The 24975-nt window shown below is 35.6% G+C and carries 24 protein-coding genes and 1 other annotated feature; of the genes, 7 read left to right on the top strand and 17 right to left on the bottom strand.

Annotated features, from left to right (window positions below; all coding sequences use genetic code 11):
* Nucleotides 1–2: 2 nt before the first annotated feature.
* Nucleotides 3–287 (bottom strand): hypothetical protein, encoded by a 285-nt coding sequence (locus tag IGK82_RS02015; protein ID WP_002366136.1) that lies wholly within the window; start codon nt 285–287, stop codon nt 3–5.
* A 114-nt stretch (nt 288–401) separates the two neighbouring features.
* Between IGK82_RS02015 and IGK82_RS02010 the strand changes: the two genes are divergently transcribed.
* Nucleotides 402–737, top strand: a complete 336-nt coding sequence (locus IGK82_RS02010) for a hypothetical protein (protein ID WP_002358645.1) — start codon at nt 402–404, stop codon at nt 735–737.
* A 182-nt stretch (nt 738–919) separates the two neighbouring features.
* Nucleotides 920–1774, top strand: coding sequence for a M48 family metallopeptidase (locus tag IGK82_RS02005; RefSeq protein ID WP_002384882.1), 855 nt, complete (start codon nt 920–922; stop codon nt 1772–1774).
* A gap of 70 nt (nt 1775–1844) precedes the next feature.
* On the opposite strand, the gene IGK82_RS02000 is transcribed toward IGK82_RS02005, so the two are convergent.
* Together IGK82_RS02000 and IGK82_RS01995 are read right to left on the bottom strand one after the other, a co-directional pair.
* Nucleotides 1845–2858 carry a lipoate--protein ligase gene (locus tag IGK82_RS02000; protein ID WP_002363126.1) on the bottom strand — a complete coding sequence of 338 codons (1014 nt, stop codon included), beginning with the start codon at nt 2856–2858 and terminating at the stop codon, nt 1845–1847.
* Between the two features lie 187 nt (nt 2859–3045).
* Entirely contained in the window at nt 3046–3663 is a 618-nt protein-coding gene (locus IGK82_RS01995; protein WP_002355466.1) for a nitroreductase family protein, read from the bottom strand.
* Nucleotides 3664–3774: 111 nt separating this feature from the next.
* Between IGK82_RS01995 and IGK82_RS01990 the strand changes: the two genes are divergently transcribed.
* Nucleotides 3775–4122 (top strand): winged helix-turn-helix transcriptional regulator, encoded by a 348-nt coding sequence (locus tag IGK82_RS01990; RefSeq protein ID WP_002355464.1) that lies wholly within the window; start codon nt 3775–3777, stop codon nt 4120–4122.
* A 13-nt stretch (nt 4123–4135) separates the two neighbouring features.
* Here the strand turns inward: IGK82_RS01990 and IGK82_RS01985 are convergent, their stop codons facing one another.
* Together IGK82_RS01985 and IGK82_RS01980 are read right to left on the bottom strand one after the other, a co-directional pair.
* A complete protein-coding gene (locus IGK82_RS01985; protein WP_002371454.1) occupies nt 4136–5095 on the bottom strand; it encodes a GDP-mannose 4,6-dehydratase in 960 nt (319 codons plus the stop codon).
* A gap of 23 nt (nt 5096–5118) precedes the next feature.
* Nucleotides 5119–6087 carry a TDT family transporter gene (locus tag IGK82_RS01980; RefSeq protein ID WP_002355462.1) on the bottom strand — a complete coding sequence of 323 codons (969 nt, stop codon included), beginning with the start codon at nt 6085–6087 and terminating at the stop codon, nt 5119–5121.
* 141 nt (nt 6088–6228) lie between these two features.
* On the opposite strand from IGK82_RS01980, the gene IGK82_RS01975 reads away from it, so the two are divergent.
* Nucleotides 6229–7056, top strand: a complete 828-nt coding sequence (locus IGK82_RS01975; RefSeq protein ID WP_002358639.1) for a LysR family transcriptional regulator — start codon at nt 6229–6231, stop codon at nt 7054–7056.
* A 46-nt stretch (nt 7057–7102) separates the two neighbouring features.
* Here IGK82_RS01975 and IGK82_RS01970 read toward each other — a convergent pair whose 3' ends face one another.
* Complete coding sequence (locus IGK82_RS01970) at nt 7103–7513, bottom strand: DUF4809 family protein (protein WP_002367972.1); 411 nt, start codon at nt 7511–7513, stop codon at nt 7103–7105.
* A 15-nt stretch (nt 7514–7528) separates the two neighbouring features.
* Nucleotides 7529–7891, bottom strand: a complete 363-nt coding sequence (locus tag IGK82_RS01965) for a DUF4809 family protein (RefSeq protein WP_002364850.1) — start codon at nt 7889–7891, stop codon at nt 7529–7531.
* 167 nt (nt 7892–8058) lie between these two features.
* Here IGK82_RS01965 and IGK82_RS01960 point away from each other — a divergent pair, with 167 nt between their 5' ends.
* The 3 genes from IGK82_RS01960 to IGK82_RS01950 all read left to right on the top strand — a co-directional run bounded on the left by IGK82_RS01960 (nt 8059) and on the right by IGK82_RS01950 (nt 10250).
* On the top strand, nt 8059–9012 hold the full coding sequence (locus tag IGK82_RS01960; RefSeq protein WP_002370889.1) for an L-lactate dehydrogenase: 954 nt from the start codon (nt 8059–8061) through the stop codon (nt 9010–9012).
* 131 nt (nt 9013–9143) lie between these two features.
* Nucleotides 9144–9650, top strand: coding sequence for a phosphatidylglycerophosphatase A family protein (locus IGK82_RS01955; RefSeq protein ID WP_002355457.1), 507 nt, complete (start codon nt 9144–9146; stop codon nt 9648–9650).
* Nucleotides 9651–9800: 150 nt separating this feature from the next.
* Entirely contained in the window at nt 9801–10250 is a 450-nt protein-coding gene (locus tag IGK82_RS01950; RefSeq protein WP_016622649.1) for a YehR family lipoprotein, read from the top strand.
* Between the two features lie 51 nt (nt 10251–10301).
* Here the strand turns inward: IGK82_RS01950 and IGK82_RS01945 are convergent, their stop codons facing one another.
* The 10 genes from IGK82_RS01945 to IGK82_RS01900 form a co-directional block, all read right to left on the bottom strand.
* Nucleotides 10302–11219, bottom strand: a complete 918-nt coding sequence (locus IGK82_RS01945; RefSeq protein WP_002361219.1) for a hypothetical protein — start codon at nt 11217–11219, stop codon at nt 10302–10304.
* A 355-nt stretch (nt 11220–11574) separates the two neighbouring features.
* Nucleotides 11575–12981 carry a Na+/H+ antiporter NhaC gene (gene nhaC, locus IGK82_RS01940; RefSeq protein WP_002363118.1) on the bottom strand — a complete coding sequence of 469 codons (1407 nt, stop codon included), beginning with the start codon at nt 12979–12981 and terminating at the stop codon, nt 11575–11577.
* Between the two features lie 124 nt (nt 12982–13105).
* Nucleotides 13106–14524, bottom strand: a complete 1419-nt coding sequence (gene tyrP / locus IGK82_RS01935; RefSeq protein ID WP_002355453.1) for a tyrosine-tyramine antiporter — start codon at nt 14522–14524, stop codon at nt 13106–13108.
* 202 nt (nt 14525–14726) lie between these two features.
* Nucleotides 14727–16589, bottom strand: coding sequence for a tyrosine decarboxylase (gene tdc, locus IGK82_RS01930; protein ID WP_002355450.1), 1863 nt, complete (start codon nt 16587–16589; stop codon nt 14727–14729).
* A 298-nt stretch (nt 16590–16887) separates the two neighbouring features.
* A complete protein-coding gene (gene tyrS / locus IGK82_RS01925) occupies nt 16888–18144 on the bottom strand; it encodes a tyrosine--tRNA ligase (protein ID WP_002355444.1) in 1257 nt (418 codons plus the stop codon).
* Between the two features lie 191 nt (nt 18145–18335).
* Nucleotides 18336–18550 (bottom strand) — a binding site (T-box leader).
* Between the two features lie 291 nt (nt 18551–18841).
* The gene (gene cls / locus IGK82_RS01920; protein ID WP_002361214.1) at nt 18842–20287 is read right to left on the bottom strand and encodes a cardiolipin synthase; all 1446 of its coding nucleotides are present in this window, start codon (nt 20285–20287) and stop codon (nt 18842–18844) included.
* Between the two features lie 166 nt (nt 20288–20453).
* Nucleotides 20454–20936, bottom strand: a complete 483-nt coding sequence (locus IGK82_RS01915) for a VOC family protein (protein WP_002355441.1) — start codon at nt 20934–20936, stop codon at nt 20454–20456.
* Between the two features lie 22 nt (nt 20937–20958).
* Entirely contained in the window at nt 20959–21834 is an 876-nt protein-coding gene (locus IGK82_RS01910) for an aldo/keto reductase (protein ID WP_002390484.1), read from the bottom strand.
* Between the two features lie 427 nt (nt 21835–22261).
* Entirely contained in the window at nt 22262–22870 is a 609-nt protein-coding gene (locus IGK82_RS01905; RefSeq protein WP_002361211.1) for a response regulator transcription factor, read from the bottom strand.
* Nucleotides 22851–24830 (bottom strand): sensor histidine kinase, encoded by a 1980-nt coding sequence (locus IGK82_RS01900; protein WP_080120744.1) that lies wholly within the window; start codon nt 24828–24830, stop codon nt 22851–22853. Before IGK82_RS01900 ends, IGK82_RS01905 begins: the two co-directional genes overlap by 20 nt.
* Nucleotides 24831–24975 lie beyond the last annotated feature (145 nt).

Below are 24975 nucleotides of genomic sequence, written 5' to 3'. Positions count from 1 at the left end.
TTTCACCTCATTACTTTACAAAATTGAGTTAAATAAGGCACAATCCCTGTCCCGTAATCAACAAAACGATAAAAGGTCTCCTGCCAAGCAAAAGAAATTTCCTGAATATCCTCCTGCTGTGTCAAGTGCCACTCCGTTATCTGATGGTACGGAATTTCTTGATGCCAAATCTTATAGTATTTTTTGGGACTATTTAACTGCAGACTTTTGGCCGTCGTAGTCACCGAGACAAAATAGTAATCCATACCAAGTCTATCGCTTATCTCCACTATAACATTCATTTTCATGCCCTCCAATATTTTGATACACATAGCTTACCTTATGAAACGCGTACCAGAGCAAGAGGAAAAATAAAAAAAGTGAGACCATGTTATACTAGATGTATCATATAAAAGCAAAGGATGAGTGCAATGGAAACTGTTACAGTAGCAACAAAAAGCGACTTACTAACAAATTTGAACAAGCAAACAGATGAAATCATTATCTCGGGGGCACTTGCACAAGAAATTTACCACTTAAAAAAACAACAATTAACCGAAACGGAAGAAATGGGTTTCTTAGTGGGCAGCCAAGGTGCTGGCTCATTTTTAACCTATTTAATCGAGAAGTTATCCTATATAAATTCGGCGCTATCACCAGAAGAACAAAAAATTGAACATGCGATTTTGCGTTTGTATGTTATTAAAAAATTAACTCCAGAAACTACTTTATTACGTCTAAAACAGTTAGATTATTAAAATTTTATTTAATCAAGATAGACCAATTCCCTGCGTACAACGAGTCCCTTTCATTAATCACTTGATATAATTACCTTTATTCAAGTTACCACCATTGTCATTATCGATTAACCAATGGTATATTAGAAGTAACAGATAAGTCATTTTATTTGAAAAAGTGTTTGGGAAATGTTTGGGGAGGAATGTTTATGTGTCAACCGCAGGAAAAAAAGAAAGAAATTTCTGTTGCTAAGTTACGTTATCGTTTTGAATTACCAATGATTATCATTGGTTTTGTTTTATTGTTTTTAGCATTGGGGTTAGTTGCCTTATTGATATTGAGTGATTTGCCGATTCCTGACTGGTTATTAATTGTCTTAATTGCACCAATTGCGCCAGTCATTGCTTTTTTTACCATTCGTTATATGTACATGGATACTGCTTCTAACGGAGTGGAAATTACAGAAAATCAGTTACCAGAAATTTATTCCTTGTATATTGATTTGGCAAAAGAAATGGGCTTTGGCACTAAAAAATTAAGGATGCCACGTCTTTATTTAATCAACGGGAATGGTGTCTTAAACGCTTTTGCGGCAAAATGCTCTTTACACAGACGCTATGTTGTCATTCACAGTGATTTGTTGGACATCGCGTACAATACAGGCGATTTTTCGCTGATTCGCTTTATTTTGGCACACGAGCTAGGACACCATAAATGTGGACACACTAATTTATGGCGGCTAATGTTATCCATTATTTTGAAACCAGTTGCGTTAGATAAAAGTTTTACAAGAACGCAAGAATATACCGCTGATCGCGCAGGTTTATACTACGCAGAAGAAGGTGCTTTAAGCATGATTTATTTATTTTCAGGAAAATATATGGGCAGTCGTGTGGATTTAGAAGAATACTTTCACAGTATTGATTTACATGATGATACCATCTGGCTTAAATTGAGTAACTTCTTATCCGATCATCCTGTTGGCTTCCGTCGAATGCAAACATTGAAAAAAGCCAAAGATACTGGCAATTGGGACGTTCATGGAAAATTTTTCTAGCAAGAGCCAACCATCATTAAATAAACGTGCTGGGACAAAAGATTCTTTAACTTTTGTCCCAGCACGTTTATTAATCCACCAATAAATGAACAAATTCTTCTTTGGTGATATTTACAAAGTAGTCTTCAAAGTTAAACGCTGCTAATGCTTGCCAAATTGATGAATACTGATAGTCCACACCTAATAAAGCCGCAACGATTTCCGCTGTTTCTTTTTTGGCAAAGTAATCACCATAAATCGTTAACTCAATTATTTTACCTTTTTCAACAGTCAAACGTGCATCCACAATGCCGCCTTTAAACTTTTCTTCTTTTTTGATCGTAAATTTAGGCGCTTCACCAAAAATCCAAGCTTCATTGCCATACACTTCAGCGACCAATTTTCTAATTTCCTGTTGATCTGCTTTGGTTAGGACATATTCTTTCTCCGCAATTTCAGTTAGAGATTCGACATCAAAGAGCTCCATCAGTAAACGATTGCGAAATTCCTCAATGGTTAATTGTTGATATTTTTCGTCTAAGTACGGCCGTAAATTGGTTACGCGTCCCCGAACAGATTTTGTCCCTTTTGATTCAATTTTTTTCTTAGAAACAGTTAAGACACGTTGAACTTCTGCCAAACCAACATCATACATCAAGGTACCATGAGTATACATCTTCCCCTTTTTTGTATACATGGCATTGCCAGAAAATTTTTTCCCATCAATTAATAAATCATTGCGACCGCTAATCTCGGCCCCCGTTGCGCCCATTTTATGTAATGCTTCAATAATTGGTTTAGTGAACGCTTTAAAATCCCCAAAAGCTTGATGTCCTTCCTGAACAACAAAACTAAAGCTGACATTCCCGAGATCATCATAAACAGCACCACCGCCCGATAAACGGCGAGTAATAACGATTCCCTTCTCTCTAGCATAAGCTAAGTCAATTTCTTCATAAGCATTTTGATTTCGGCCTAAAATAACACAGGGTTCCTGAATATAAAACAACACTAAGGGCTCTTCAAAAGAGAGAGTGTTTAATAGATAATCTTCCGTTGCTAAATTTTCACGAATATCTCGTGACTGCATTATGACATAACGCATAAGGTCGCCCCACTTCTTTTTCTTCTAGTGTATCACTTTCTTTCAAAATTGGTTCACTAAACGTCTTCTCTGGCCATTCTCAAAAGCGGATGATCAACAAAAAAACGAACGTGGGACAACAATCACTTTGGATGTTTGTTCCACGCTCAAAATCTAATAAACAGCAATTACAGAACTGTTTAGCTTTTTAGTCTAACCAAGTTACTACTTCTGAAACATCTCGTCGGACTGTTTCAAAGCCGGGTGTTTGAGCTTTGCCAATCGGAATAATCAGTCCGTTCACTAAATGATCCTCAATATTAAATAACTTGCGAACAGCTTCTGTTTCAAAACCAGACATCGCCACAGTATCATAGCCTCGATCTTTTGCAGAAAGCATCAGCTGCATTGCAACTAAGCCTTGGTCTAACATTAGCCACTCTCTTTTTTGTTCTTCGCTAACATCATAGTACCAAGAAACATTTTCATTAATTCCTTGACGAATTTCTTCCGTCATCGTTCCTTGTGCGACAGCTTTAGCACTGATTTCATCTGCATTTGCCACTGTATAAGCAGTCAAATCACCTAATAAAATAATCACCGCCGCTGCCCCTTTAACTGCTGGTTGTTGCATCGAAACTTCGTAAAGGGCTTCTTTTTGTTCTTTTTCTGTGACAATTAAAAAACGCCATGAATTTAAATTGGTACTATTTGGCGCGAACATCGCTTCCTCAATTATGGCCATTAATTCCTCTTTAGGAATCTCAACATCTGGCATAAAATCCCGAACTGAGCGGCGGCTGCGAACAACATCTTGATACATCATATTTCTTCTTCCTTCCTCTTGCCTTACTTGACATAGTTATTATTACTCACTATGATGGAGAAAAAAAGTACGCACTTTTTATTCACCTAGGAAGAAAAAAGTAACCATTACGTGTCACAAGGAGAAACTATGACAACTGATAAACAAACCAGTATCAACTTAGCCCTTTCCACCATTAACGGCAAATGGAAATTATCATTAATGGATGAATTATTCCAAGGAACCAAGCGCAACGGTGAATTGATGCGTGCGCTCGACGGAATCACTCAGCGCGTCCTGACAGATCGCTTGAGAGAAATGGAAAAAGATGGCCTAGTCCATCGAGAATCCTTTAACGAACTACCCCCGCGTGTGGAATATACGCTCACTCCGGAAGGATATGCTCTTTACGATGCCCTCTCTTCACTTTGCCATTGGGGCGAAACATTTGCACAAAAAAAGGCGAGACTTAACAAATAAGTCTCGTCTTTTTTTATCTATTTTGGGTATTATGGGTAAACTTAAGATATTTTTGAAGTCCTTCTTGAATTGAATAAACGGGCGAAAAACCTAAGCCTTTCAAAGCAGAACTATCTGAAAGAGAATATTTTATATCGCCATCTCGTTCCTTTTGATAAGAAACTGGCAAAGAAAGTCCCACTAATTGGTTCATTTCTTCAATTAATTGATTAAGGGAAATGGCAACTTCGGTACCCACATTATAAACATGTCCCAACGCTTCACTTTTGGTTGCTACTAAATTTAATGCAGTTAGGACATCCTCAATGTAGATAAAGTCACGTGTTTGCTGACCATCTCCAAATATTTGAAATTGGCTCACTTGCCCTTGCTCTAATTGGATATAACGATCCATCAAAATGGACAGGACACCAGAATAGGGTGAAGCAGGATTTTGATTGGGACCATAGACGTTAAAGAAGCGAACTGCGCTCGTGGGTACCCCGTGTAAATGGTATTCATTGAGAACATAACGTTCAGCAGCAAACTTATCAATAGCATAGGGACTCAAAGGGCAAATCACCGAAGTTTCTCTTTTAGGCAACGTTGGCTCTGCACCGTAAACGGCTGCTGACGAAGCAAAAACAAAACGTTTGAGCTTTTTTTGATATTTTTTTATTGATTCCAGTATTTTCAATACACTTAAAAAATTGACCTCATGGGTCTCTAGAGGCTGTGCCACAGAACTTGCCACGCTTGCCACGGCCGCAAGATGAAAGATATACTCAAACGAATGCTTTGAAAGTACTTCGTCCAATAATTGCTGATCCGTCACACTTCCTTTAATAAAAACCAACTGCTCAGTTTGTTGCAAATTTGACACTCGCCCCATGGACAAATCATCAATCACAAAAACTTGATACTGTTGACTATAAAAATTAGCCAAATTAGAACCAATAAAGCCAGCTCCTCCAGTAATTAATAGTTTCTTCACCTCTTTGCTTCCTCTCTTTTTTTTTAATTTAATTCCACTTTTTTCGTGTTATTTTCTCTTTGGAATAAAAAAATGCAATATCGAATGAACACATAACTTACAATAGCCACAGCTAATAAGAGTTCAAAAGTAGACAAAATATTTAACAGACTCGTTAGGCCTACCTTTTCTGCAAATAAAGGTTTAACTTTGACTAATGCTGTCGCAGAAATTACTAATGGGAATGTAAAGGCAGCATAACTTGGATAGAATGTCACTTGCATAATTTTATATAGATTCACTACTACAATCCCATAAATACATTGAGATAAAATTAGCAAGAAAACAACTAATGGCATATACAAATGACCACCCATTGAAATATAGCCAGCTAAACATAACGAACCTGGCGCTGTCATAATCGTCAATAAAGGAATGGTCGATTCAGGCATTTCTTTCGACTTCGTAATTCTCTTGATTAAAATTGGTAACAAGAGTAAATAAAAGAACAACGCTACCCAAAAAACAATTTTTCCCAACTCATTGATAAACAATTGAGAAGTATTAGGAATAACGCCAATGCCGACAAACGTAATAAACCAGCTTGGATAAATATGTTCCAGTTCGATTTTTGTTGGAAAAATATGCACCGCTACAAAATAAATCATTAAAATAAAATGTAAAATCACTGCGCCAATCCACAACACGTTAATCCAAGCAGCATTGGTAAATATCCGATCTAAGAAAACACAGATAACCATTAAAGCCATTGTAAATGTTGGTGATACCGAAGCAATAATTGGATCATCTAAGGTGCTTAATGCATGTTTCATTGTAAAAATAATTTTTAAAATAACTAAAATCATTAAGAGACTGCCAAGTACACAATAAATGGTCCCAATTGTTGCATATCCCAAGGAATAAAGTAAATTCCCCAAAGAAACCATCCCTAAAATTAGTCCGCAAATGGGAATCGGGACTTTCCGCAAGAATTTTTTCGCACTTTCTACCATTATGTAGTCACACTCCGTCTTTATTTATTATTATTGATATTAATCAAAAGTATGTTATTATACTAAATGAAATATTTATATTTGTAAAATAAATATTTGCAATACCAACTATTAAGATAGTAAATAGAAAGAGGCGATTTTATGTTCGAATGGATCAAAACATTTATTGCTGTGTATGAAACCAAAAATTTTAGTGCGGCGGCCAAACAATTGTATATTTCTCAGCCAACTGTTTCTTTGCAAATCAAGAAATTAGAGCAACACTTTTCGATCAAGCTGTTCTATCGTAATGGAAAACAATCGGTTATTCCTACCAAAGAAGCTGATTTTTTATATCCAAAAATGCTCTCGATTATTGAAAGCTTAACTACTTCTTTTGCGCAAGCTGCAGAAAAAGAGAATTTTAAAGAAGACTGCATTATAGCCTCTTCAAATACAGTTGCTATTTATTTACTGCCAGATATTATGGAGAGTTTGGTTACCGCTTTTCCACTCATCAACTTTTCGATTCAACTGATGAATTCAAACGAAGTCGTGGATATGGTTCAAAATAATCATGCCCACATTGGACTAATTGAAAAACCCATTGAAACCAAAAATCTACACAAAGAAATTGTTTATGAAGATCAACTAGTTCTAGCAGGAGATGCCGCTTCAAAATTTTGGCTCTTAAGAGAAAAGAACTCTGGCTTACGTTTTTTCAATGAGCTTTATCTCAACGAACACAGCATCAACTTACCAATTATCGAATTAAACAACAACGAAGTCCTGTTACAATTGCTAAAAAATAACATTGGGCAATCAATTGTTTCTCGATTATCTATTTCCGATGAGATCCCTTGGCAACCAATTGATCAGTCCTTTGCTTCTCGAAAAATTTTCATTGTCCAGACCGATCACCATGCCAATACTTCCTTCTCTGAAGTTTATAACCGAATCGTTGAAAAAATTCGTGAACGACAAACCTAAAAAACAGGAAAACGACTTAGCTTTCGCTAAATCGTTTTCCTGTTTTTTATTTATCAGTTTCCTCTACCAATTCAAATTCAAAAGGTTCTAACTCAAATAGTTGGTGTAAAATTTGCTGGGTTTCTTGGAACACTTGTTGTGGCTCTTTACACAAAAGAGTGCTTTGAATGGTCTGTTTTTTTGATTGAAAAAGAATTCTCGTCTCCTCTTCCTTAAATACAACTTGATGAGTTTCCCTTTCAAACATCGTATATTCTTCGAACATTTCCATAACTAATTTTTGACGAAACCCTTCTTTGAGTGCTAATAAAGTTACTAAATCTGCAACGGTTAGCGTTTCTAACGCAATTGTTTCATCTTCTACATGAACAAGATAATTCGTACACTTCACATTCGGACAGGCATTGCAGCCGCCATTAATCAAGTCTGAGGTAGTTGTTATTTTCACCTGTTTCATCTTAATCCTTCTTTCCTACTTTTCGAGAAAAACACAAGGGGTCTCCTCAAAAATATTCAATAAAATATGATTGACTTCTTGAAAGACTTCTTCGTGATTTCGGCATTGTTTTTCCATTACTAAACGCAGATCATTCACAACAAAAGTCAACGTCGTCGCTTGTTGGGAAACATGTATACAACGGTTGCCTTTAACAAAACATTCTGTTTGTTCTTCAATGAATGGTTCTTTTTGATAGCCATATGCTAAAGCGATACATTCCAGAATTTCGTAGATTTCTATTTTTGGAAGTTCATAGCTACAGCTACCGATAACTAGTTGAAAACGGTTCGGCTGTTTTTCATTATTGCTTGCATAATACACTGTTGTCGTTGTCATTTTGCCTCCTTATCTTCTCTATTTTCCTACTCTTATCATAACAAAAAAAGCACGCTTCCCTTATTTAAATTGTTAATAAAGACTATTACAGATTGGTATAACCACACCTGAAAAGTTCGTGATATAATTCACTAAGAAAGAAATATTACAGAAAGAAGAGATGAACGATGAAAGTATTTAACAAAAAAGTCGCAATTATTGGTACTGGTTTTGTTGGCACAAGTATTGCCTATTCCATGATCAACCAAGGGATTGCGAATGAATTAATCTTAGTTGATATTGACAAAGCCAAATCTGAAGGCGAAGCAATTGACTTATTAGATGGTGTGTCTTGGGGTCAAGAAAATGTAAACGTCTGGGCTGGCGACTATCAAGACTGCCAAGATGCCGATATCGTCGTGATTACAGCTGGCGCTAATCAAAAACCTGGGCAAAGTCGTCTGGATTTGGTTTCAATCAATGCAGAAATTATGAAAACAATTGTTAACAATATCATGAAATCTGGTTTTGATGGAATTTTAGTGATTGCCTCAAATCCTGTCGATGTACTGACTTATGTGGCTTGGCAAGCTTCTGGTTTACCTGTTTCAAGAGTAATTGGAACTGGTACAACTTTGGACACAACTCGTTTCCGCAAAGAACTGTCTCAACGTTTAGCGATTGATCCACGCAATGTTCACGGCTATATTATTGGCGAACACGGGGATTCTGAAGTGGCTGTCTGGTCTCATACCATGATTGGTACCAAACCTATTTTAGAAATTGTGGATACGACAGAGCGCTTAACTAGTGACGATTTACCAATCATTTCTGATAAAGTGAAAAATACAGCTTATGAAATTATCGATCGCAAACAAGCGACCTATTATGGGATTGGTATGAGTACTGCACGCATTGTTAAAGCCATTTTAAATAATGAACAAGCTATTTTACCTGTCTCAGCTTACTTAGATGGGCAATATGGGCAACAAGATGTATTTACAGGGATTCCTGCAGTCGTTGGCAATCAAGGTGTGACTGACATTATTGAATTGAATCTGAATGCTGCTGAAAAAGAACTCTTCCAAAAATCAGTGACACAATTAAAACAAGTGATGTCATCGTTACAACCGAACGCTTAGTAATTTTTAACTAAAAATAACACTTCAACTAAATTATTCTCTACCAAAATAGATTCTAATTCCCCTTTATCGTTCTTTTTGGTACCATGAAAGAAGAACTTCAACTAAAGCAGAAATTAGGAGGACAAAAAATGGTAATCCAAGGAGATACGTTAGAAAATAGCGCACGTCGTTTATTGCAAGAACGTGGCGTAACAATGAATGATTTAGCTGAACTTGTGTTATTTTTACAAAAAGATTATATTGACAATTTAACATTAGATACTTGTTTAGAAAGTGTTGATGCCGTGTTAACAAAGCGTGAAGTACACAACGCGATTATTACAGGTGTCCAACTGGATATTCTGGCGGAAGAAAACAAGCTACTTTCACCGTTACAAGAAATTTTAACGGAAGATGAAGGGCTTTATGGCATTGATGAAATTATGGCGCTCTCCATTGTAAATGTTTATGGATCTATCGGTTTTACGAACTATGGGTATATCGACAAGGTAAAACCAGGCATTTTAAAAGAGTTAAATGCGCATGATGGCGAACATGTCCACACATTCTTGGATGATATCGTGGGCGCAATTGCGGCTGCGGCTGCCAGTCGGTTGGCTCACTCACAACCAGATTTAAGTGATATTACTAAATAAAAAAACTTGCCTCTTCATTTTTATGAGAAGAGGCAAGTTTTTTTATTTAGTTTTATTTGCTGGACTTCTCACAAGCTTTCTACTTAACAGTAATTATTTGTCATGTTATGTTACAGTCAAGAATAAACAGCTAAAGGAGGTTATCTAGAAATGAAAAAGTTTTTACGTGTATTTTTAATTTTTATTGGGGTATTCTTTCTTGCAAGTTGTGGTTCAAAAATAGAGACAAAAACCTTTGTAGGTTCGCCACAAGATGGGATTGATTCCACCTTAACCTATACGTACCAAGGAGATAAAGTCTTAACGCAAACGGCTAAAAACATTGTTTCTTATGACAAATTGGGGATTACAAAAGAAGAGGCAAAAACAGCGTTGGAACCCGTTTCTAAACAATATGAGGACATCAAAGGGCTTGGTTACAAACTGACCTATGAGGACAAACAAGCCATCGAAAAATTGACGATTAATTATGAAAAACTTGATTATGATAAAGCCAAAAAAGTGGATGGTATCCAGATTGATGGAGATTCTTCTAAGGGAATTAGCATGAAGAAAAGCCAAGAATTGGTGGAGTCACAAGGTTATACAGAACAAAAATAATAAAAGAAAGCGTGCGACAATGGGCATTGTTGCACGCTTTCTTTTGATTATTTAAATCGATGTTGCCATCTTCACTGCTTGAATTGGGTCAAAATGATGGACAGAGTAAACGACTGTACCGGCTTGCCAAACTACTGAGTTTCGATTATAGTCAGTGGTTCCTGCCACGTTCAGTGTGATTTGACCAACGGTATTCGGTGCTGGTAATGTTTCTTGTTCCAAAATATTAACAACATTTTTCGCTAAATCATCAGGCGATTCACCATTGATATTTGAGGCCCGTACGACTAAACTCCAATTGCCTTCTTGCCAAGATAAGTAACTAGAACCTGCCGCCCCTTGTTTATACCCAGTAATATTGTAACCTAAATCTACTGGTTGACCGCCATTGTCAATGATTTGGTTCACTGCATTTTTTGCTTCGGCATCAGAGCCATATGTTTTTTTCTCAAAAGAACTAATTGGCGTTAACTGATTGACACGTGCATCATTCACTGGAATCGCTTCTTTTTCTGCATAATATAAAACACGGAAATTGTTTTGATCCGCTTGTGATGTTGTCGCTGCAGTTAAAAAGTTATTCGTTTGACTCGTTAAAATTGCCTGCGGTAAGCCTTGACCAGGAAACATGTTTGCTAGCTGGTTAAGCACTTGGTTGGCTTGGTCATCTGGATTCGCATTTTTCGCTGATGATTGCTTCTCTGCTGAGCCATTATTTGCCGCTTCCTTCGTAGAAGAAGCTGTTGCTTTCGAATCAGCTGTCGTTGTTCCTGACGGTTTCGCATCACTAGATTTCGTTGCTGCTTTGCTACTTGATTCTTTTGTAGCAGATGCTTTTGTACTCTCGACTGTGGTACTTTCCGCAGCACTGGAACGACTATCCGTATTTTCTGTACTTTTTCCGCCGCCACATGCTGCTAAAGCAAGGGTTAAAAGAAAAGCACTAGAAATAAGCCCTATCTTTTTCATAAGAATTCCTCCTTGTTTTCCCTACCCTTATTGTACCTTAATCATTTGTATCCGTCACTTGTTTGTGTTTCGTTCTAGTTGGTTTAAATAACAGAAAGTGGACGGTAGGATTCGAACCTACACCTCAACATTGAGCAAGAATAAACTACTGTTAGTCTCTATGAGTTTAACACCACGTTCATCCACCTATTTGATTGATCCTTTGTATCATAACTTAGAATAATTAAATTGCCTTTAAGGAGCTTCAAAGATTATATGAAGAATTGTAAAAAATCTGTGACGAAAAAACGATTGAACCAATCAGTAGATACACTGAGGTTCAATCGTAACCAATTGTTTAATTATCTGAAAAAACTCACAATTCAACGTTAGTCCCTGGTGCTTTTTTGTTTTCCCCTTGTTGTTTTTTTAAGAATATCCCCAAAATGACGGTGATAATGGGACAAAGCAATGGGAAAAAGGCATATGGTAAGTATTCTAGTGCACCAACTTTTAACGTTCCCATAATGAAGGTACCACTAACTCCCCAAGGAATTAACGAGTTGACTGCCGCCCCAGCATCTGCCAAAGTACGAGTTAAATATTTTTTATCAATACCTAAACGAGTAAATGAGGATTTAAATGTTTCCCCTGGTAAAATAATTGACAAATATTGTTCGCCAACTAGTAAGTTAATTCCCACAGAACTTAAGGCAGTTAAAGCGATTAATTTGGCTGGATTATTCACATAGCCTTTAATTTTATCAATTAAAGTAGCCACGATGTTAAACTTAATCAACAAACCGCCCAAACCTAATGCCAAAATAATCAACGCAGCAGAACCTAACATGCTTTCAATCCCACCACGAGATAAAAGTGTATCAATACTTTGATCCCCTGTATCTGCCACATAACCACTCATTAAGATGGTAGAAACTTTCGCTAAACTTAGGTGATGATCATTTATAAAAGCTAAGATGACCGCCACTGTAGAGCCGACTAGTAACGTTGGAATAGCCGGTACCTTTTTCCAAGCGAATAAGAATAAAACCGCTACTGGCAACAATGTTATCGGTGAAATCCAGAATCCTTGATGTAACGTTTGGACCATTGCATCAACCGATTGTAAATCCGCCGAACCAGATTGATGCCCCAAGAAGATATAGCCGACAATCGAAATAATAAACGCCGGAATAACAGTGTACATCATGTTTAGTATATGTTCAAAAAGGTTCACGCCACCAATTCCAGCAGCTAAGTTTGTTGTATCAGATAACGGTGAAATGTTGTTCCCTAAAAAGGCACCTGAAACAACTGCGCCAGCTGTCATCGCATTGTCGAATCCAAGAATATGTCCAATACCTAGAAAGGCAATCCCCATAGTTGAAACAGTCGTAAAGGAGCTCCCTACCGTCACACCAACTAGTGCACAGACCACAAAAACGGTTGGTAAGAAGAACTTCACTGAGATAATTTTAAAACCATAGACCATAATTGTTGGAATCGTCCCAGATAAGATCCAAGTAGCAACTAAGACACCTATCAGCAAGAAAATAATAATCGGAATGATCCCTGGTTTAATCCCTTCCACAATGCCTTCGTGGATCTCATCCCAAGAAAATCCTTTCCATTTGCCATAAAGCAACAACAACATGAATACAAAAAGAATCGGTATGTGAGGGGTTAATTTTTGACCAATAATTAAGTACCCGAGAATCGCTAATAAGGCAATCAAAATGCCTAAACTTTCAGCGAACGAAACAGTGGGTTTCGTTGATTTCATATGAAAACCTCCTTTTATGGAAAGCGAAAACTGAAGCAATAATCGAACTTGCTTCAGTTTCCAAACGACAATTTACTATAGTCATCAGGTGAAGAGGCACTCAGCAAAATAATTGCTAGCCTTTTTATTCACCTAAATCTTCTTTTACTTCCGTTGCCCAACTTGCTTTTTTAAAGCGATTAATGATTAACGGAATCACAAACATAACAATAGTGATTAATGCAACTAAGACTGCATCAGTCACGGTTGTTGTACCTAATGTGGCGAAAATAACAATGATAACACTAAAAATTAACATTGCTGCCACTAAATAAGCTAAGCCATTACCTTTTTTACCAATTCGGTAAGGACGTAGTGTATCTGGTTGAGATTTACGTAATTTAATTAGGGAAATCGCAATCAATACATACACAATACTATAAATAATTGTTGTTGCATTTGTTAAAGTTAAGAATACAGCGTTGACATCATCCATTACCCCATAAAGTAAAGCGAATAATGAGATAACCACAGATTGTGTTAACACAACGTTACGAGAAACGCCATATTTATTTTCGCGATGGAAACCAAATTTTGGTGGCAATAAGCCATCACGAGCAACTTGAATAATTGTTTTTGATGGTCCAGTAACCCAAGCAGATAATTGTAATAACACGCCTAAGAAGACCATGAAACTAAAGATATTACCAATAATTGTTGGTAAACCTAAAACGTCACAATAAAGCAAAATTGGTTGTGTAATGTTAGACAATTCCATTTTGCCATTTGGAACAATATTAGCAACAAACATTGCATTAATAACGTTTAATAAAACTAAACCAATTAATGAAATGAAAACGCCTTTTGTATAATTTTTTGTTGCATCTTTCAAACGAGGAATATAAACAGAAGACATTTCAATCCCAACAAAGATAAACGCAATCCCTGCTAGATATTTAAATGTGTCCATATTTTCTAAGTTTGGTAAAACTTTTGACCAAGAGAAGGCACCTAAATAGCCGCCAGGTGTTAAGCCTACTTTAATCATTGAAAGAAGACCTAAAACAAACATAACTAATACTGGGATGTAAACACCTAGCCAAACACCAATATTTCCGCCAACTTTCGCCATGTCAAATTTCAAGTTCAAGATTGTAATAATCCAGTAAATCACTAAGATACAACCTAATACGAACCAATGATTTTCACCTAAGTGAACATTACCAAATGTATTACCTAGCAAAGGGCCTAATGTAGAAGCAACCATTACCATTCCTGGGAACATTTGCACCCATAGTAACCAAGCGACAACAAAACCCCATTTGCTACCTAAGGCAGTTTTAACCCAAAGTTGAGGGCCACCTTCTTGAGGAAGCATCGTAGATAATTCACCAGATATCAATGCGATTGGACCAGCAAAGAATAAGACCGCGAAAATTGTGTAAGAAATTAATGTCCAACCAACAGCAGCAAGTGTTGGGATACTACGTACAGTTGCACACAATGCCATTGTTAAACCGATAAAAGTACCTAATTCAATTTTTTTAACTTGTTGTTTATCCAATTTTGTACACTCCTTATAAGATTTTGGATAAGGAGCATGAATGACTGTTATACGCTGAGTAAAACAGTCATTCGACTGCCTCTTACCCAGACAAAGAATTGGTTAAGAGGTTAGCCGTCTGGTTGATTTATCTCTTGAATAAATCAACCAGACCAACGTTCCCTCGTTCGGTTACCATTTCTTTTTTCCGTTTAAGATTCAATTATTTTACGTCGTAAATTTGTTCTAATTTTTCTTGTAAAGCAGCTTGAATCTTAGGAGCGTAAACATCAAATTCTTCTTTATCGTTCATGTATGGAGTCATTACAGCAGCACGTAACACAGTTACTTTACCTGCACGGTTCCATTCTTCGTCACTAAATCCTAAGCTGTTTACAAATTTTAATGGGCTGTTGCCATAATCTGGAATAGCAAAGTCAGTATGTGAAGTAATGAATTCGTTGTTGTAAATATTTCCTTTAACGTATGATGCATAGTCATATACATCATGGTTTAATTTGTTCATTGCTACTAAATCATCGTTGCCTTTTTCTTTAAACACATAGTCAACCATGTTGAAGTCTGGATGAGTTAATGTGTGGACTTCGATTTCTTTGTCGCCAACTTTGAATGTTAAATCATTCAAGAAGTTATAGAAATGATGTGATCCTTCAATTGAAGCACCAATTAATTTACCATAACCTGCAACGTTTAAAGGTAAAACGTGATGTGCAGCCCATACAGAAGCAGCTGTTGCACCAGCTTTTGAACCTTCAAGGATATAAGCACCTAGTAACGCAGGAATATCGGCACCTTTTTCAAATACGTAAGTTGCGAAGTAAGAAATAACGTCGCGCATACGGATATCTTGGATAACGATACCACCAGCTGAATAAGGGATATAACCCATTTTATGAGGGTCAATTGTTACTGATTCTGCTAATTCGATTGCTTTATATGCATCATACACTTCTCTTGAAATGTGTTCTTTTTTCTCTTTGAAGACACCATATTCTTCGTGAACATCTTGTAAATCTTCGTAAGGAATGAAGTTGTTGTCTTCGTCTAAGAAGATGGCACGTCCATAACCACCATAAGCAGCATCAACGTGTACATAATAGTAAATACCGTCTTTCATTAATTCATCGCGTAAAGCAATAATTTTATCGATTGAGTCAACGGCACCTTCTTCAGTAGAACCAACTACACCGACAACACCTAGCACTGGAATTTGTTCTTCTGCTAAGCCACGAACGATTTTTTCTAATTCGTTGATATCCATACGGTAGTTATGGTCAACTGGTACTGGGATAACTTGATCTAAACCGATACCGATAATATCAGCAGCTTTTAACCAAGAATAGTGTTTAGTTTGTGGAACTAACCATTTACCGATTGCTTGTAAATGTTTACCTGAACGAGCTGAATGAGCTTTGATTTCATCAATTTCATCTTCAGCTGATTCTAATAAGTCCATAATTTCTTTTGTTGGCATGTTCAATAGTTCCCAATCTGATTTGCCAGCAACTAATTCTGGTTTTACTTCTTTCATAGCAAATGGTAATGATTTAATGTTACGGGCATACCATAAGCCTTCTAAGTTAGCTAAAGAACCATCAGCAACGATGTGTCCCCAACCATTTTTGTAGCTCATCAAGTGAGCAAATTCATGTCCTACTTCTTCTTCCATTTGAGAAGTTGCTGGAGAAGATTCATAGGCAACGTTGTTCCCGTTCCATAGCATTGCAAAGTTATAAGCTAATAGAGAAGGCATTAATGTTTCTGAGTTCATATGTCCCCAATATCTACCTGCTGTATGCCATGGAACTGAATGTGTACGCATGCGAGAAGAGATTTCATTCAATACATCTTTCATATGGTTGACAGTTTTTTCGTAGCTTTCAGATGTGCGTTCTTGAGAAGAGATAACTGGCATGTCTTGTGGCATGTAGTTTTGACGCCATCCTAAATGTTCATCTACTAAGTCGATCAACAAGTCTTTATATAATTGTCCGTTTTCGGCTTTGTCCCCAATGAATAGTGCATTAAGGTTCATTTCGCCTTTTGCTAATTTTTCGTTTTTCATACGAAAATTCCTCCTTACAAATTTTAATGAATTAGATTTTGCATTCACAACTTACACCCAAACGGCTAAAGTGTAAAGAAGAAAAATAACAATGGTTATCATAGCTCTTTAATTTTATAATTTTTTCACAAGGTGTCTTGTCAGAACCATTATATAAAAAAATAAGAGTGGGATTGTGTGTACAATCCCACTCTTATTAGGTGTATTAACGGTTTCACCACTACCTGTAAGGAGAAATAGAATTTTAACTTTGATCAAATAATCACACGTCTTCTCTTCGTGAAATTATTATCAATTTCTAATCCATTACTTTTGCTAAAAAGTAATTTTTCTTCCCTTTCCGTACAACAACGAATTTTCCATCGAAATGTTGTGTTGGATCGACTGCAAAATCTAAATCGGTAACTCGGTCACCGTTAATACTTATAGCTCCTCCGCTCACATCTTCGCGAGCTTGACGTTTTGATGGTTCGATTTCTGTGTCAACTAACCAATCTACGATGTTTTTAGCATCTTTGGTAATTTCAACAGTTGGCACATGTTCTAACCCTTGCTCGATTTCCTCAATCGTTAAGTCTTTAATATTGCCTGAGAAAAGAGCTTCTGAAATTTTTTGCGCTTCTTCTAATGCTGCATCATCGTGAACAAATCGTGTCACTTCTTCAGCTAAGCGTCTTTGTGCTTCACGTTTACCTGGTTCTTTTTCAACTTTTTCAGCTAACGCATCGATTTCTTCTTTATCTAAGAAAGTAAAGAATTTCAAGTATTTGATGACATCACGATCATCTTGGTTTAACCAGAATTGGTAGAATTCAAATGGTGAGGTTTTCTTAGGATCTAACCAGATAGCGCCACCCGCTGTTTTCCCAAATTTTGTACCATCTGCTTTTAGCATTAAAGGAATGGTTAACCCGAATACTTTGGCTTCTGGTCCTTCTTTTTTACGAATCAAATCTAATCCTGCAGTGATATTGCCCCATTGATCAGCGCCACCAATTTGCAATTGAATATTATGTTTTTTATGCAATGTGTAAAAGTCAATTGATTGAAGAATTTGGTATGTGAATTCTGTAAAGGAAATGCCACTTTCTAAACGACTAGCGACAATGTCTTTTGCCAACATCGTGTTGACATTAAAGTTTTTCCCGTAATCTCTTAAAAAATCTAATAAAGATAGTTCTGATAACCAATCGTAGTTGTTCACCATTGTTACCTCAGCATCTTTACCAAATAATTTTTTCATTTGGTTTGAAAGACTGTCCACATTATGTTGCACAGCTTCCATCGTTTGTAAGACACGTTCGGTTGTTCGTCCACTTGGGTCACCAATTGTTCCAGTTCCGCCACCAATTAAAATGTATGGGTGATGACCTGCTAATTGGAATCGTTTCATCATCATAAAAGGAATTAAATGTCCAATATGCATGCTATCTCCAGTTGGATCGACACCGCAATATAGCGAAATGCTCGTATTTTCTGTAAGTTCTCTTAGTCCTTCTTCGTTTGTTTGTTGATTGATTGCATCACGCCATGCTAGCTCGTCAATGATATTCATGTTATCACCCTCCATATTTATAATTATCTCTTTATAGGAAATCGTTCATTTAACGAAATAAACGATTAACACACTTGTTTTTACACGATATCCCGTGTTTATTTCTATGTATACACGGGTTCACGAAATTTTCTTTGGTCTGCCACGTATTCAAAAAAAGAATACAAAAAATCCCTAAGCCGTCAAAACGACTTAGGGACGAATTTCTCGTGGTACCACCCAAATTTATACATAGTTTAGTTTATTTAAAATACTATATACCTCTTAACAAATAACGCTGTTACCCGTGCCCTGTAGGCAGAAGCTCAAGAATGTAATTCGATAAATAACGTGTACTAGTTTCCAGCGCCACTAGCTTTCTGTAACAGTGGTTATTTCTCTACTGCTTTTCTGTCATTGCTTTGTATTTAACTTGTACATGTAGCATATTCCTTTTCGTTTTTTTTGTCAACACTCTTTGCTTAATTTTTTTTACTTTTATAAAAGATGTCCCTTTTTCACAAAAATAAAATAACGAATTCACAATAAGATTTATTTATTTTAACAGCAACTACAGATAAAAAAATAACGAAAAAATTTAAAAAATATTCTTTAAAATTTTTTTGACTTTTTTTGTGATTTTCTATACTTTTATAAAATTCCCGAAGAAAAATGACGAACTTCGGATCAGAAGTTCGTCATTTTGTGAAAAACAGTTTTAAAGAATTGGTGAAAATAATCGTGAAATTTGTTGTTTAAAAATCAACCATTTTGACATATCGCGAACAACTTCTGGAGTCATTGTTGTACATTTTTTTCGATCTTCTAAGAAAATTGCTTCTAATTGATCAATGATTTTTTTATCATATAACACAGCATTTGCTTCAAAGTTTAATTTGTAACTTCGGATATCTTGATTGGCTGAACCAACTGTGCAGACTTCATCATCCATAATCATTGTTTTCGCATGTAAGAAACCACCGTTATAAATTAAAATTTCAATATTTTCTTTCATCAATAAGCGGCCGTAATACTGTGTTGCTCGATAAATAAACGGATGGTCGGGCTTATCTGGAATCATAATTTTAACATCTACTCCTGAAGCCGCAGCAACCTTTAAAGCAGCCAAGACACTATCATCAGGAACTAAATACGGCGTTTGAATCCAGACTCTTTTCTTGGCAGAAGTAATCAATTTAATAAAGGCCAATTTAATTTGTTCACGGTCACTGTTAGGACCACTGGCAATCATCTGAATGGATGTATTTGCCTCTGGCACCAATGCTTCAAGTTTAAAGAAATAATCCAATTGATACGCCACACGATTTTTCTCGGGGGAAGAGACGTTCCAATCCATTAAAAAACGCATTTGCAGTAATGAGGCTGCTGGCCCTTGAATCCGTAAATGCGTATCCCGCCAATAGCCAAACTTTTTAGTCGTTCCGGCATATTGATCGGCAACATTAAAGCCGCCAATGTAGCCTACTTTTCCGTCAATAACAACAATTTTCCGGTGATCATGATAATTCAAACGAAACTTCAAAAGTGCTTTTTGAGAAGTAATAAATGTTTGGACAAAACCGCCGTTTTTTTTCAATTCATTCAAATGATGAACCTTGGTGCCCTTTGAGCCAAAGGCATCGTAAAGCAACCGCACTTCAACCCCTTCAGCCGCCTTTTCTTCTAATAAGTTCAAAATTTTGGTGCCGATATGATCCGTTACAAAGGCATAATATTCAATATGAATGGAGTGCTGAGCTTTTTTTATGTCCGCCATCAACGCATTGAATTTTTCCGTACCATCCGTAAAAATTTCAACATCATTTTTCTTAGTCAGAGGCATCCTATTTAACGAGGAAAAAAAGTCTGTAAACTGTTGTTGCTCCTCCGTCGGCATCTTTTGACTATAAAGTTCAAAACTTTCTTCTTGGAAATTCTGGAAATTCTCTAATTCCCGTAAATCACTTTGTTGCAAATAAAATTTCTTTTTGTCGGTTAAACCGCGCCCAAAGAATAAATATAAGAAAAAACCAAAAACGGGTAGAGCAATCAGTACGAGTAGCCATGCCCAAATTGCTGCTACATCTCGAGGTTTTAACAAAATGGTAATTCCCGCAATAATTGCATTAATAAAATAAATAACTGTTAAGACGCTAAGAATCAATTGTCTTCCTCCTTTATTTGTTATGTTTTAGTATACCATCAATTACGGATTTGGAATATCTTTTCTTTAGCTGCTTCTGTCTCAAAAAATAAAAAGAACCCTTCATTCTAGTACCAGTAACTAGAATGAGGGGTTCTTTTTGATGTTTGTTTGAAAGTCTTTTAACTTAATTTCGTGTAAATGGACCTTTAGGAGCAATCAATTCTAAATTTGTACCATCTGGATCGGTAAAGTAAGCGACACCTGTACCAAAACCGCTCTTCAAGCCATCTTCTTCTTGGAATGTAATCGGCTCTCCATCAGGTTCTACGCCAATCGCTCTTAAACGTGCAACAGCTGCATCAATATCTTCCACTTCGAAACACATATGCATTGCACTAATTTGTTCGTTGGAATAAGAAGCTTTTTCTGATTTTGGTTTAACATATTCTAATAAATCAATATTGATGTTTTCTAGATGCACATTGGCATACTTGATTAATGTATCATCTAACCCTTGTGTTTGGGCCATCCGTTTTCCACCAATTTCATCACGATTTGCGATTTTTGTTCCTGTTAATGCTTCATAAAACTTCACTGATTCATCCAAATTACTGACTGTAATCCCCACGTGGTTGACTACTGAAAAACCTTTAACTGCTTCACTCATTGTATCTCCTCCTAATTAATTTTTAGAAATCAAACGTGTCTGGATCTGGTCCCACACGTAACGATTCATTCAATTGGTTAATTTGTGCCATTTCATCTGCACTTAGTTCAAAATCAAAGACCGCTGCATTGCTAATCATCCGTTCTTTGTGGACAGATTTCACGGCTAATAAGATATCTTGTTGAATATCCCAACGTAAAATCACTTGGGCTGCTGATTTATTATGGTTCTCAGCAATCGCCAAAATGGTTTCGTTCGATAATAATTGACCTTGCATCAATGGTGACCAAGCTTGGACTTTGATATCATGTTTTTCACAGAAATCACGCACTTCTTTTTGATCCAATTTTGGATGTAGTTCCACTTGGTTAATTACCGGAACAACTTTTGCATAAGAAAGTAAATCTTCTAAATGATGAACTTGGAAGTTGCTGACACCAATTGCTTTCACTTTTCCTTCGGCGTATAAAGTTTCTAAAGCTTGCCATGATTCTTTGTAAGAATTATTTCCTGGCCAATGAATTAAATACAAATCTAAATAATCTAAACCTAAACGTTCCAAACTATCATTGAAAGCTTGAATTGTTTCATCATAGGAAATATGCGCGTTCCAAACTTTCGAGGTAACAAATAAGTCCTCACGGTTCAAACCAGTTGCCGCTAAGCCTGCTTTAATTCCCGCTCCTGTGCCAGATTCATTGCCATAGATTTGCGCTGTATCGATTAAACGATAACCATTGATAATCCCTTCTTCGACCACTTTTGCTGTCTCTTCATCTGGTATTTGGAATACCCCGAGACCCATTCCTGGAATTTTAGTGCCGTTGTTTAATGTTACTGTATCTGCTAGTGATGTAATCATTTGATTCGCTCCTTTAACGTTTTCTGATATCATCATATACCGTGCCGTACATGCTGTATAGTACGTACTTTTTCGTTTCATAGGAACCAAAAAGTGCGCTTTTTGGTAAATTCGCTTTTTTAGCCTGAAAAATTTTTCAACTTTTTTATTACCTGAACTGCCAGAAACAAAATATACTAGTTTTTTATTAGTTTTTCAGGTATCAGCAATAAAGTTACTAACTGATTTTGGTAGCTTCAATGAAGTTCCATTGATTAATTTTTCATATAGCTAAAATCTAGCCTTACTCCGAGGAACTTGCCATAGGCTTCTTTTAATGTCCAAAAAAAGAAGTTACTACATTAGTACAATTTAAAGTTGTAATTCTCTGAATATCTACTTCTAACAGATAATCTGAAATTACAATAATAAATTTGTTATAAGAATACAACACACTAAATTCTGTTTATTCCAACAAAATTTATTATTGAAGGCGTACATTTATAATACCCAGTTCAATTGCTTTAACAACTGAAGCAATTGCAGAATTTGTTTCTAACTTTTCATTGATGGAATAAACATAGTTACGAAGAGTTCGGTCAGTAATATTCATTTTGGAAGCTATTGCTGATTGTTTTACTCCTTGCGATAAAATTCTTAATACTTCTTTTTCTCGAGGAGTAATTAGGTTGTGCTTTAAATCATGTCTACTTGTTTGAGGAAATATTTTTTTGTCTTCATAGCTTATTTTTTTCAAATTCTCAATCAAAGAGTCAACCGCTATATGTTTGTCTAAAAAGCCATTAGCTCCGATACCAATTGCTTTATCTCTATACTCTGCTAAATCAAATCCAGATAAAAAAACTAATTTTGTTTTTGTTTTTCTCAACACTTCTTCTCCCAATTCCAAGCCATTGAACATACCCATGTGAATATCCATCAAAATTATCGATGGTCGATATGTTTCAATCATTTCAAAAACCGTGATTGGATCTGAAATATATCTAAACTCTTTAACATCTGCATAGTTTTTTAAAGTCATCTCGAGACTTTTCCCAATCAATTTATGGTCATCAACTAGTAATATTTTCATATTGCTCTCCCTTCATACAAGGAATAGTGACCCAAACTTTCGTACCGCTGTTTGGACCTGGTAAAGACAACATCTTAAATGAACCATTCAGCCAATTAATGTCATTTTTTATCGAAAGTAGGCCGATGTGATCATTCGTCTGAATTAACGATTTTTCAAACTCTAAAATATTGCCAACCCCTACTCCATCGTCTTCTACTATCAACTGAATCTCAGCGTTGTCTATTTCAACTGTTACTTTTCCTATTTCAGCATCTGCGTGTTTTCCAATATTTTCATTTAACTCTTTCACGATCCGATATAGTGGAGCAATAACATGCTGTGGTATTATTTCCTCAATACTATAATCCAATATAAACTCTGTCTTCGGATATTTTTTGTTAAAATCATCAATTAATATTTGTAAGTTTTCTTTAAAAGTAAGATGGTAAAGCGTTGATGGATACGTGTTAAAGATTTCAGAACGTATGGAACTAACTAATTTTGAAAACTCCTCATTAATTAAATCCATAACCATGACATCTCCTGACAAATTTGATATTAAAGTATGGAGTCCAATAACAGACTGGAGTATGTTATCGTGAAGATAATTAGCGTAATTTTTCTTCTCAATCTCCATACTATTAAATAGCTTGATTCTTAACAATTGACAGACCTCTATTGGATCTTTCACATAACTTTTGCTATTTAAGTGAAGTAATCTTACGGTAATTATCAAGGTTCCATGTTGTTCTACAGTTTTATGTATAGATTTCAAATCAATATCATTGTCATTGTTTTCAAAGAAAATCCAAACTGTATATCCAGAGATTATTATGGGTATACAGGTATATTCTTTTTTTCGAAACTTAATTTTTTGTTTTTGTTTTTTTAGTAAATGAATCTCTTTTTTTAGTGAATTAAAAACTGCTTCGCCTTTTTGACATAGCAAATAACACCCTTCTTTTGATTCAACAAATACAGCTAGTCTTTGGCTCGCAGTTAATTCTTCTAATTTGTCGAGCAATAATTCAGATACATTATTGAGAAATTGCGAGTATGTAACTTGATCTAGTACTTCTAACTTTTCGTTGTTTAAATTCCTAAAATTATTTTTTAATTGTTTTACTTTATTTGAACGTATTGCATTTATTGATAGATGAGTCAAATAACATACTAGGGTAAAAAGAATAGTCAAAATGAAACTTTTCCAGAGAACAATACCAATTACTTCTAGAATTAAGAAGAAAAATGAACTATACAATAAGATACAAAACACTAACAGAAATTTTTCAGATAATATAATCTCTCTTTCCTTAACGAGAATATAAACTACACCAGTTGGTAAAATAGTAACTAGTATGGTAATTTTATCCCAGTTATAAAAAGATAACTCTGGGGAAAGCAGGCATATAAAATAAAATAAGATAAGTAGTACAAAAGAGAGTAGTAATGAAGTAATCAAAACTTTATATTTTAGTGCACTAAAAAAAAATTTCTTTTCTTTAATAATTGTTAAATAATTGACAGTAATTGACGAAATCATTAACAAGATCAAAGTAGGTCCTACATAAAAATCAAGTAACAGAGCCAAATAGCTGTATAGTGAAACACAACATAGAAGAATACGATTTTTATTAAGTTTTTTCTTATCATCTATATGTATAAAGGAATACAAAAACAGATAAAGGGTTAATGGATGGCAACATAAAAGAAATAGTCCTACTAGCTTTAGAACCCATATATCCGAGTAAACCAATAACACTGTCCAACCCAAATAGAAAGTTAATGAAAAAAAAGATAATGAATATAGTTTTTGGGGGAGCTTTATATAGACAAAACTTCCTAAAAAAATGATATATATACTGCATAGTAAACTTAGGAAGCTCATTTCTTTTTCCATAAAGGCTGAGTAAATAACAATATATGATATGGTAACCAACCATTTCAAACCAATTCCAACTTTCTTTCGCTTATCCACCAAGTACTTTCTCCTCGTAATATATATTTTGAGAGAATGCTTATCCCTTCATTCTATCTTATGAACTATCCCCCAATTTTTTTAATAAAAATAACGGTTTTTACTTAGATACTGTGTAACATTCCTGAATAACAAGTCTTAGAAA

The organism is Enterococcus sp. AZ197 (genome assembly GCF_050556405.1).
Classification (GTDB): domain Bacteria; phylum Bacillota; class Bacilli; order Lactobacillales; family Enterococcaceae; genus Enterococcus; species Enterococcus faecalis.
This window is presented reverse-complemented; position numbering and strand designations above follow the sequence as displayed.

Coding starts and splice junctions, on each gene's coding strand:
- tdc (WP_002355450.1), bottom strand. CDS start 16,589: ATGAAAAACGAAAAATTAGCAAAAGGCGAAATGAACCTTAATGCACTA.
- IGK82_RS02005 (WP_002384882.1), top strand. CDS start 920: ATGTTTATGTGTCAACCGCAGGAAAAAAAGAAAGAAATTTCTGTTGCT.
- IGK82_RS01950 (WP_016622649.1), top strand. CDS start 9,801: ATGAAAAAGTTTTTACGTGTATTTTTAATTTTTATTGGGGTATTCTTT.
- IGK82_RS02000 (WP_002363126.1), bottom strand. CDS start 2,858: ATGCGTTATGTCATAATGCAGTCACGAGATATTCGTGAAAATTTAGCA.
- IGK82_RS01965 (WP_002364850.1), bottom strand. CDS start 7,891: ATGACAACGACAACAGTGTATTATGCAAGCAATAATGAAAAACAGCCG.
- IGK82_RS01980 (WP_002355462.1), bottom strand. CDS start 6,087: ATGGTAGAAAGTGCGAAAAAATTCTTGCGGAAAGTCCCGATTCCCATT.
- IGK82_RS02015 (WP_002366136.1), bottom strand. CDS start 287: ATGAAAATGAATGTTATAGTGGAGATAAGCGATAGACTTGGTATGGAT.
- IGK82_RS02010 (WP_002358645.1), top strand. CDS start 402: ATGAGTGCAATGGAAACTGTTACAGTAGCAACAAAAAGCGACTTACTA.
- IGK82_RS01945 (WP_002361219.1), bottom strand. CDS start 11,219: ATGAAAAAGATAGGGCTTATTTCTAGTGCTTTTCTTTTAACCCTTGCT.
- nhaC (WP_002363118.1), bottom strand. CDS start 12,981: ATGAAATCAACGAAACCCACTGTTTCGTTCGCTGAAAGTTTAGGCATT.
- tyrS (WP_002355444.1), bottom strand. CDS start 18,144: ATGAATATCATTGACGAGCTAGCATGGCGTGATGCAATCAATCAACAA.
- IGK82_RS01915 (WP_002355441.1), bottom strand. CDS start 20,936: ATGAGTGAAGCAGTTAAAGGTTTTTCAGTAGTCAACCACGTGGGGATT.
- IGK82_RS01970 (WP_002367972.1), bottom strand. CDS start 7,513: ATGAAACAGGTGAAAATAACAACTACCTCAGACTTGATTAATGGCGGC.
- IGK82_RS01910 (WP_002390484.1), bottom strand. CDS start 21,834: ATGATGATATCAGAAAACGTTAAAGGAGCGAATCAAATGATTACATCA.
- IGK82_RS01995 (WP_002355466.1), bottom strand. CDS start 3,663: ATGATGTATCAAGATGTTGTTCGCAGCCGCCGCTCAGTTCGGGATTTT.
- IGK82_RS01955 (WP_002355457.1), top strand. CDS start 9,144: ATGGTAATCCAAGGAGATACGTTAGAAAATAGCGCACGTCGTTTATTG.
- IGK82_RS01905 (WP_002361211.1), bottom strand. CDS start 22,870: ATGAAAATATTACTAGTTGATGACCATAAATTGATTGGGAAAAGTCTC.
- IGK82_RS01975 (WP_002358639.1), top strand. CDS start 6,229: ATGTTCGAATGGATCAAAACATTTATTGCTGTGTATGAAACCAAAAAT.
- IGK82_RS01960 (WP_002370889.1), top strand. CDS start 8,059: ATGAAAGTATTTAACAAAAAAGTCGCAATTATTGGTACTGGTTTTGTT.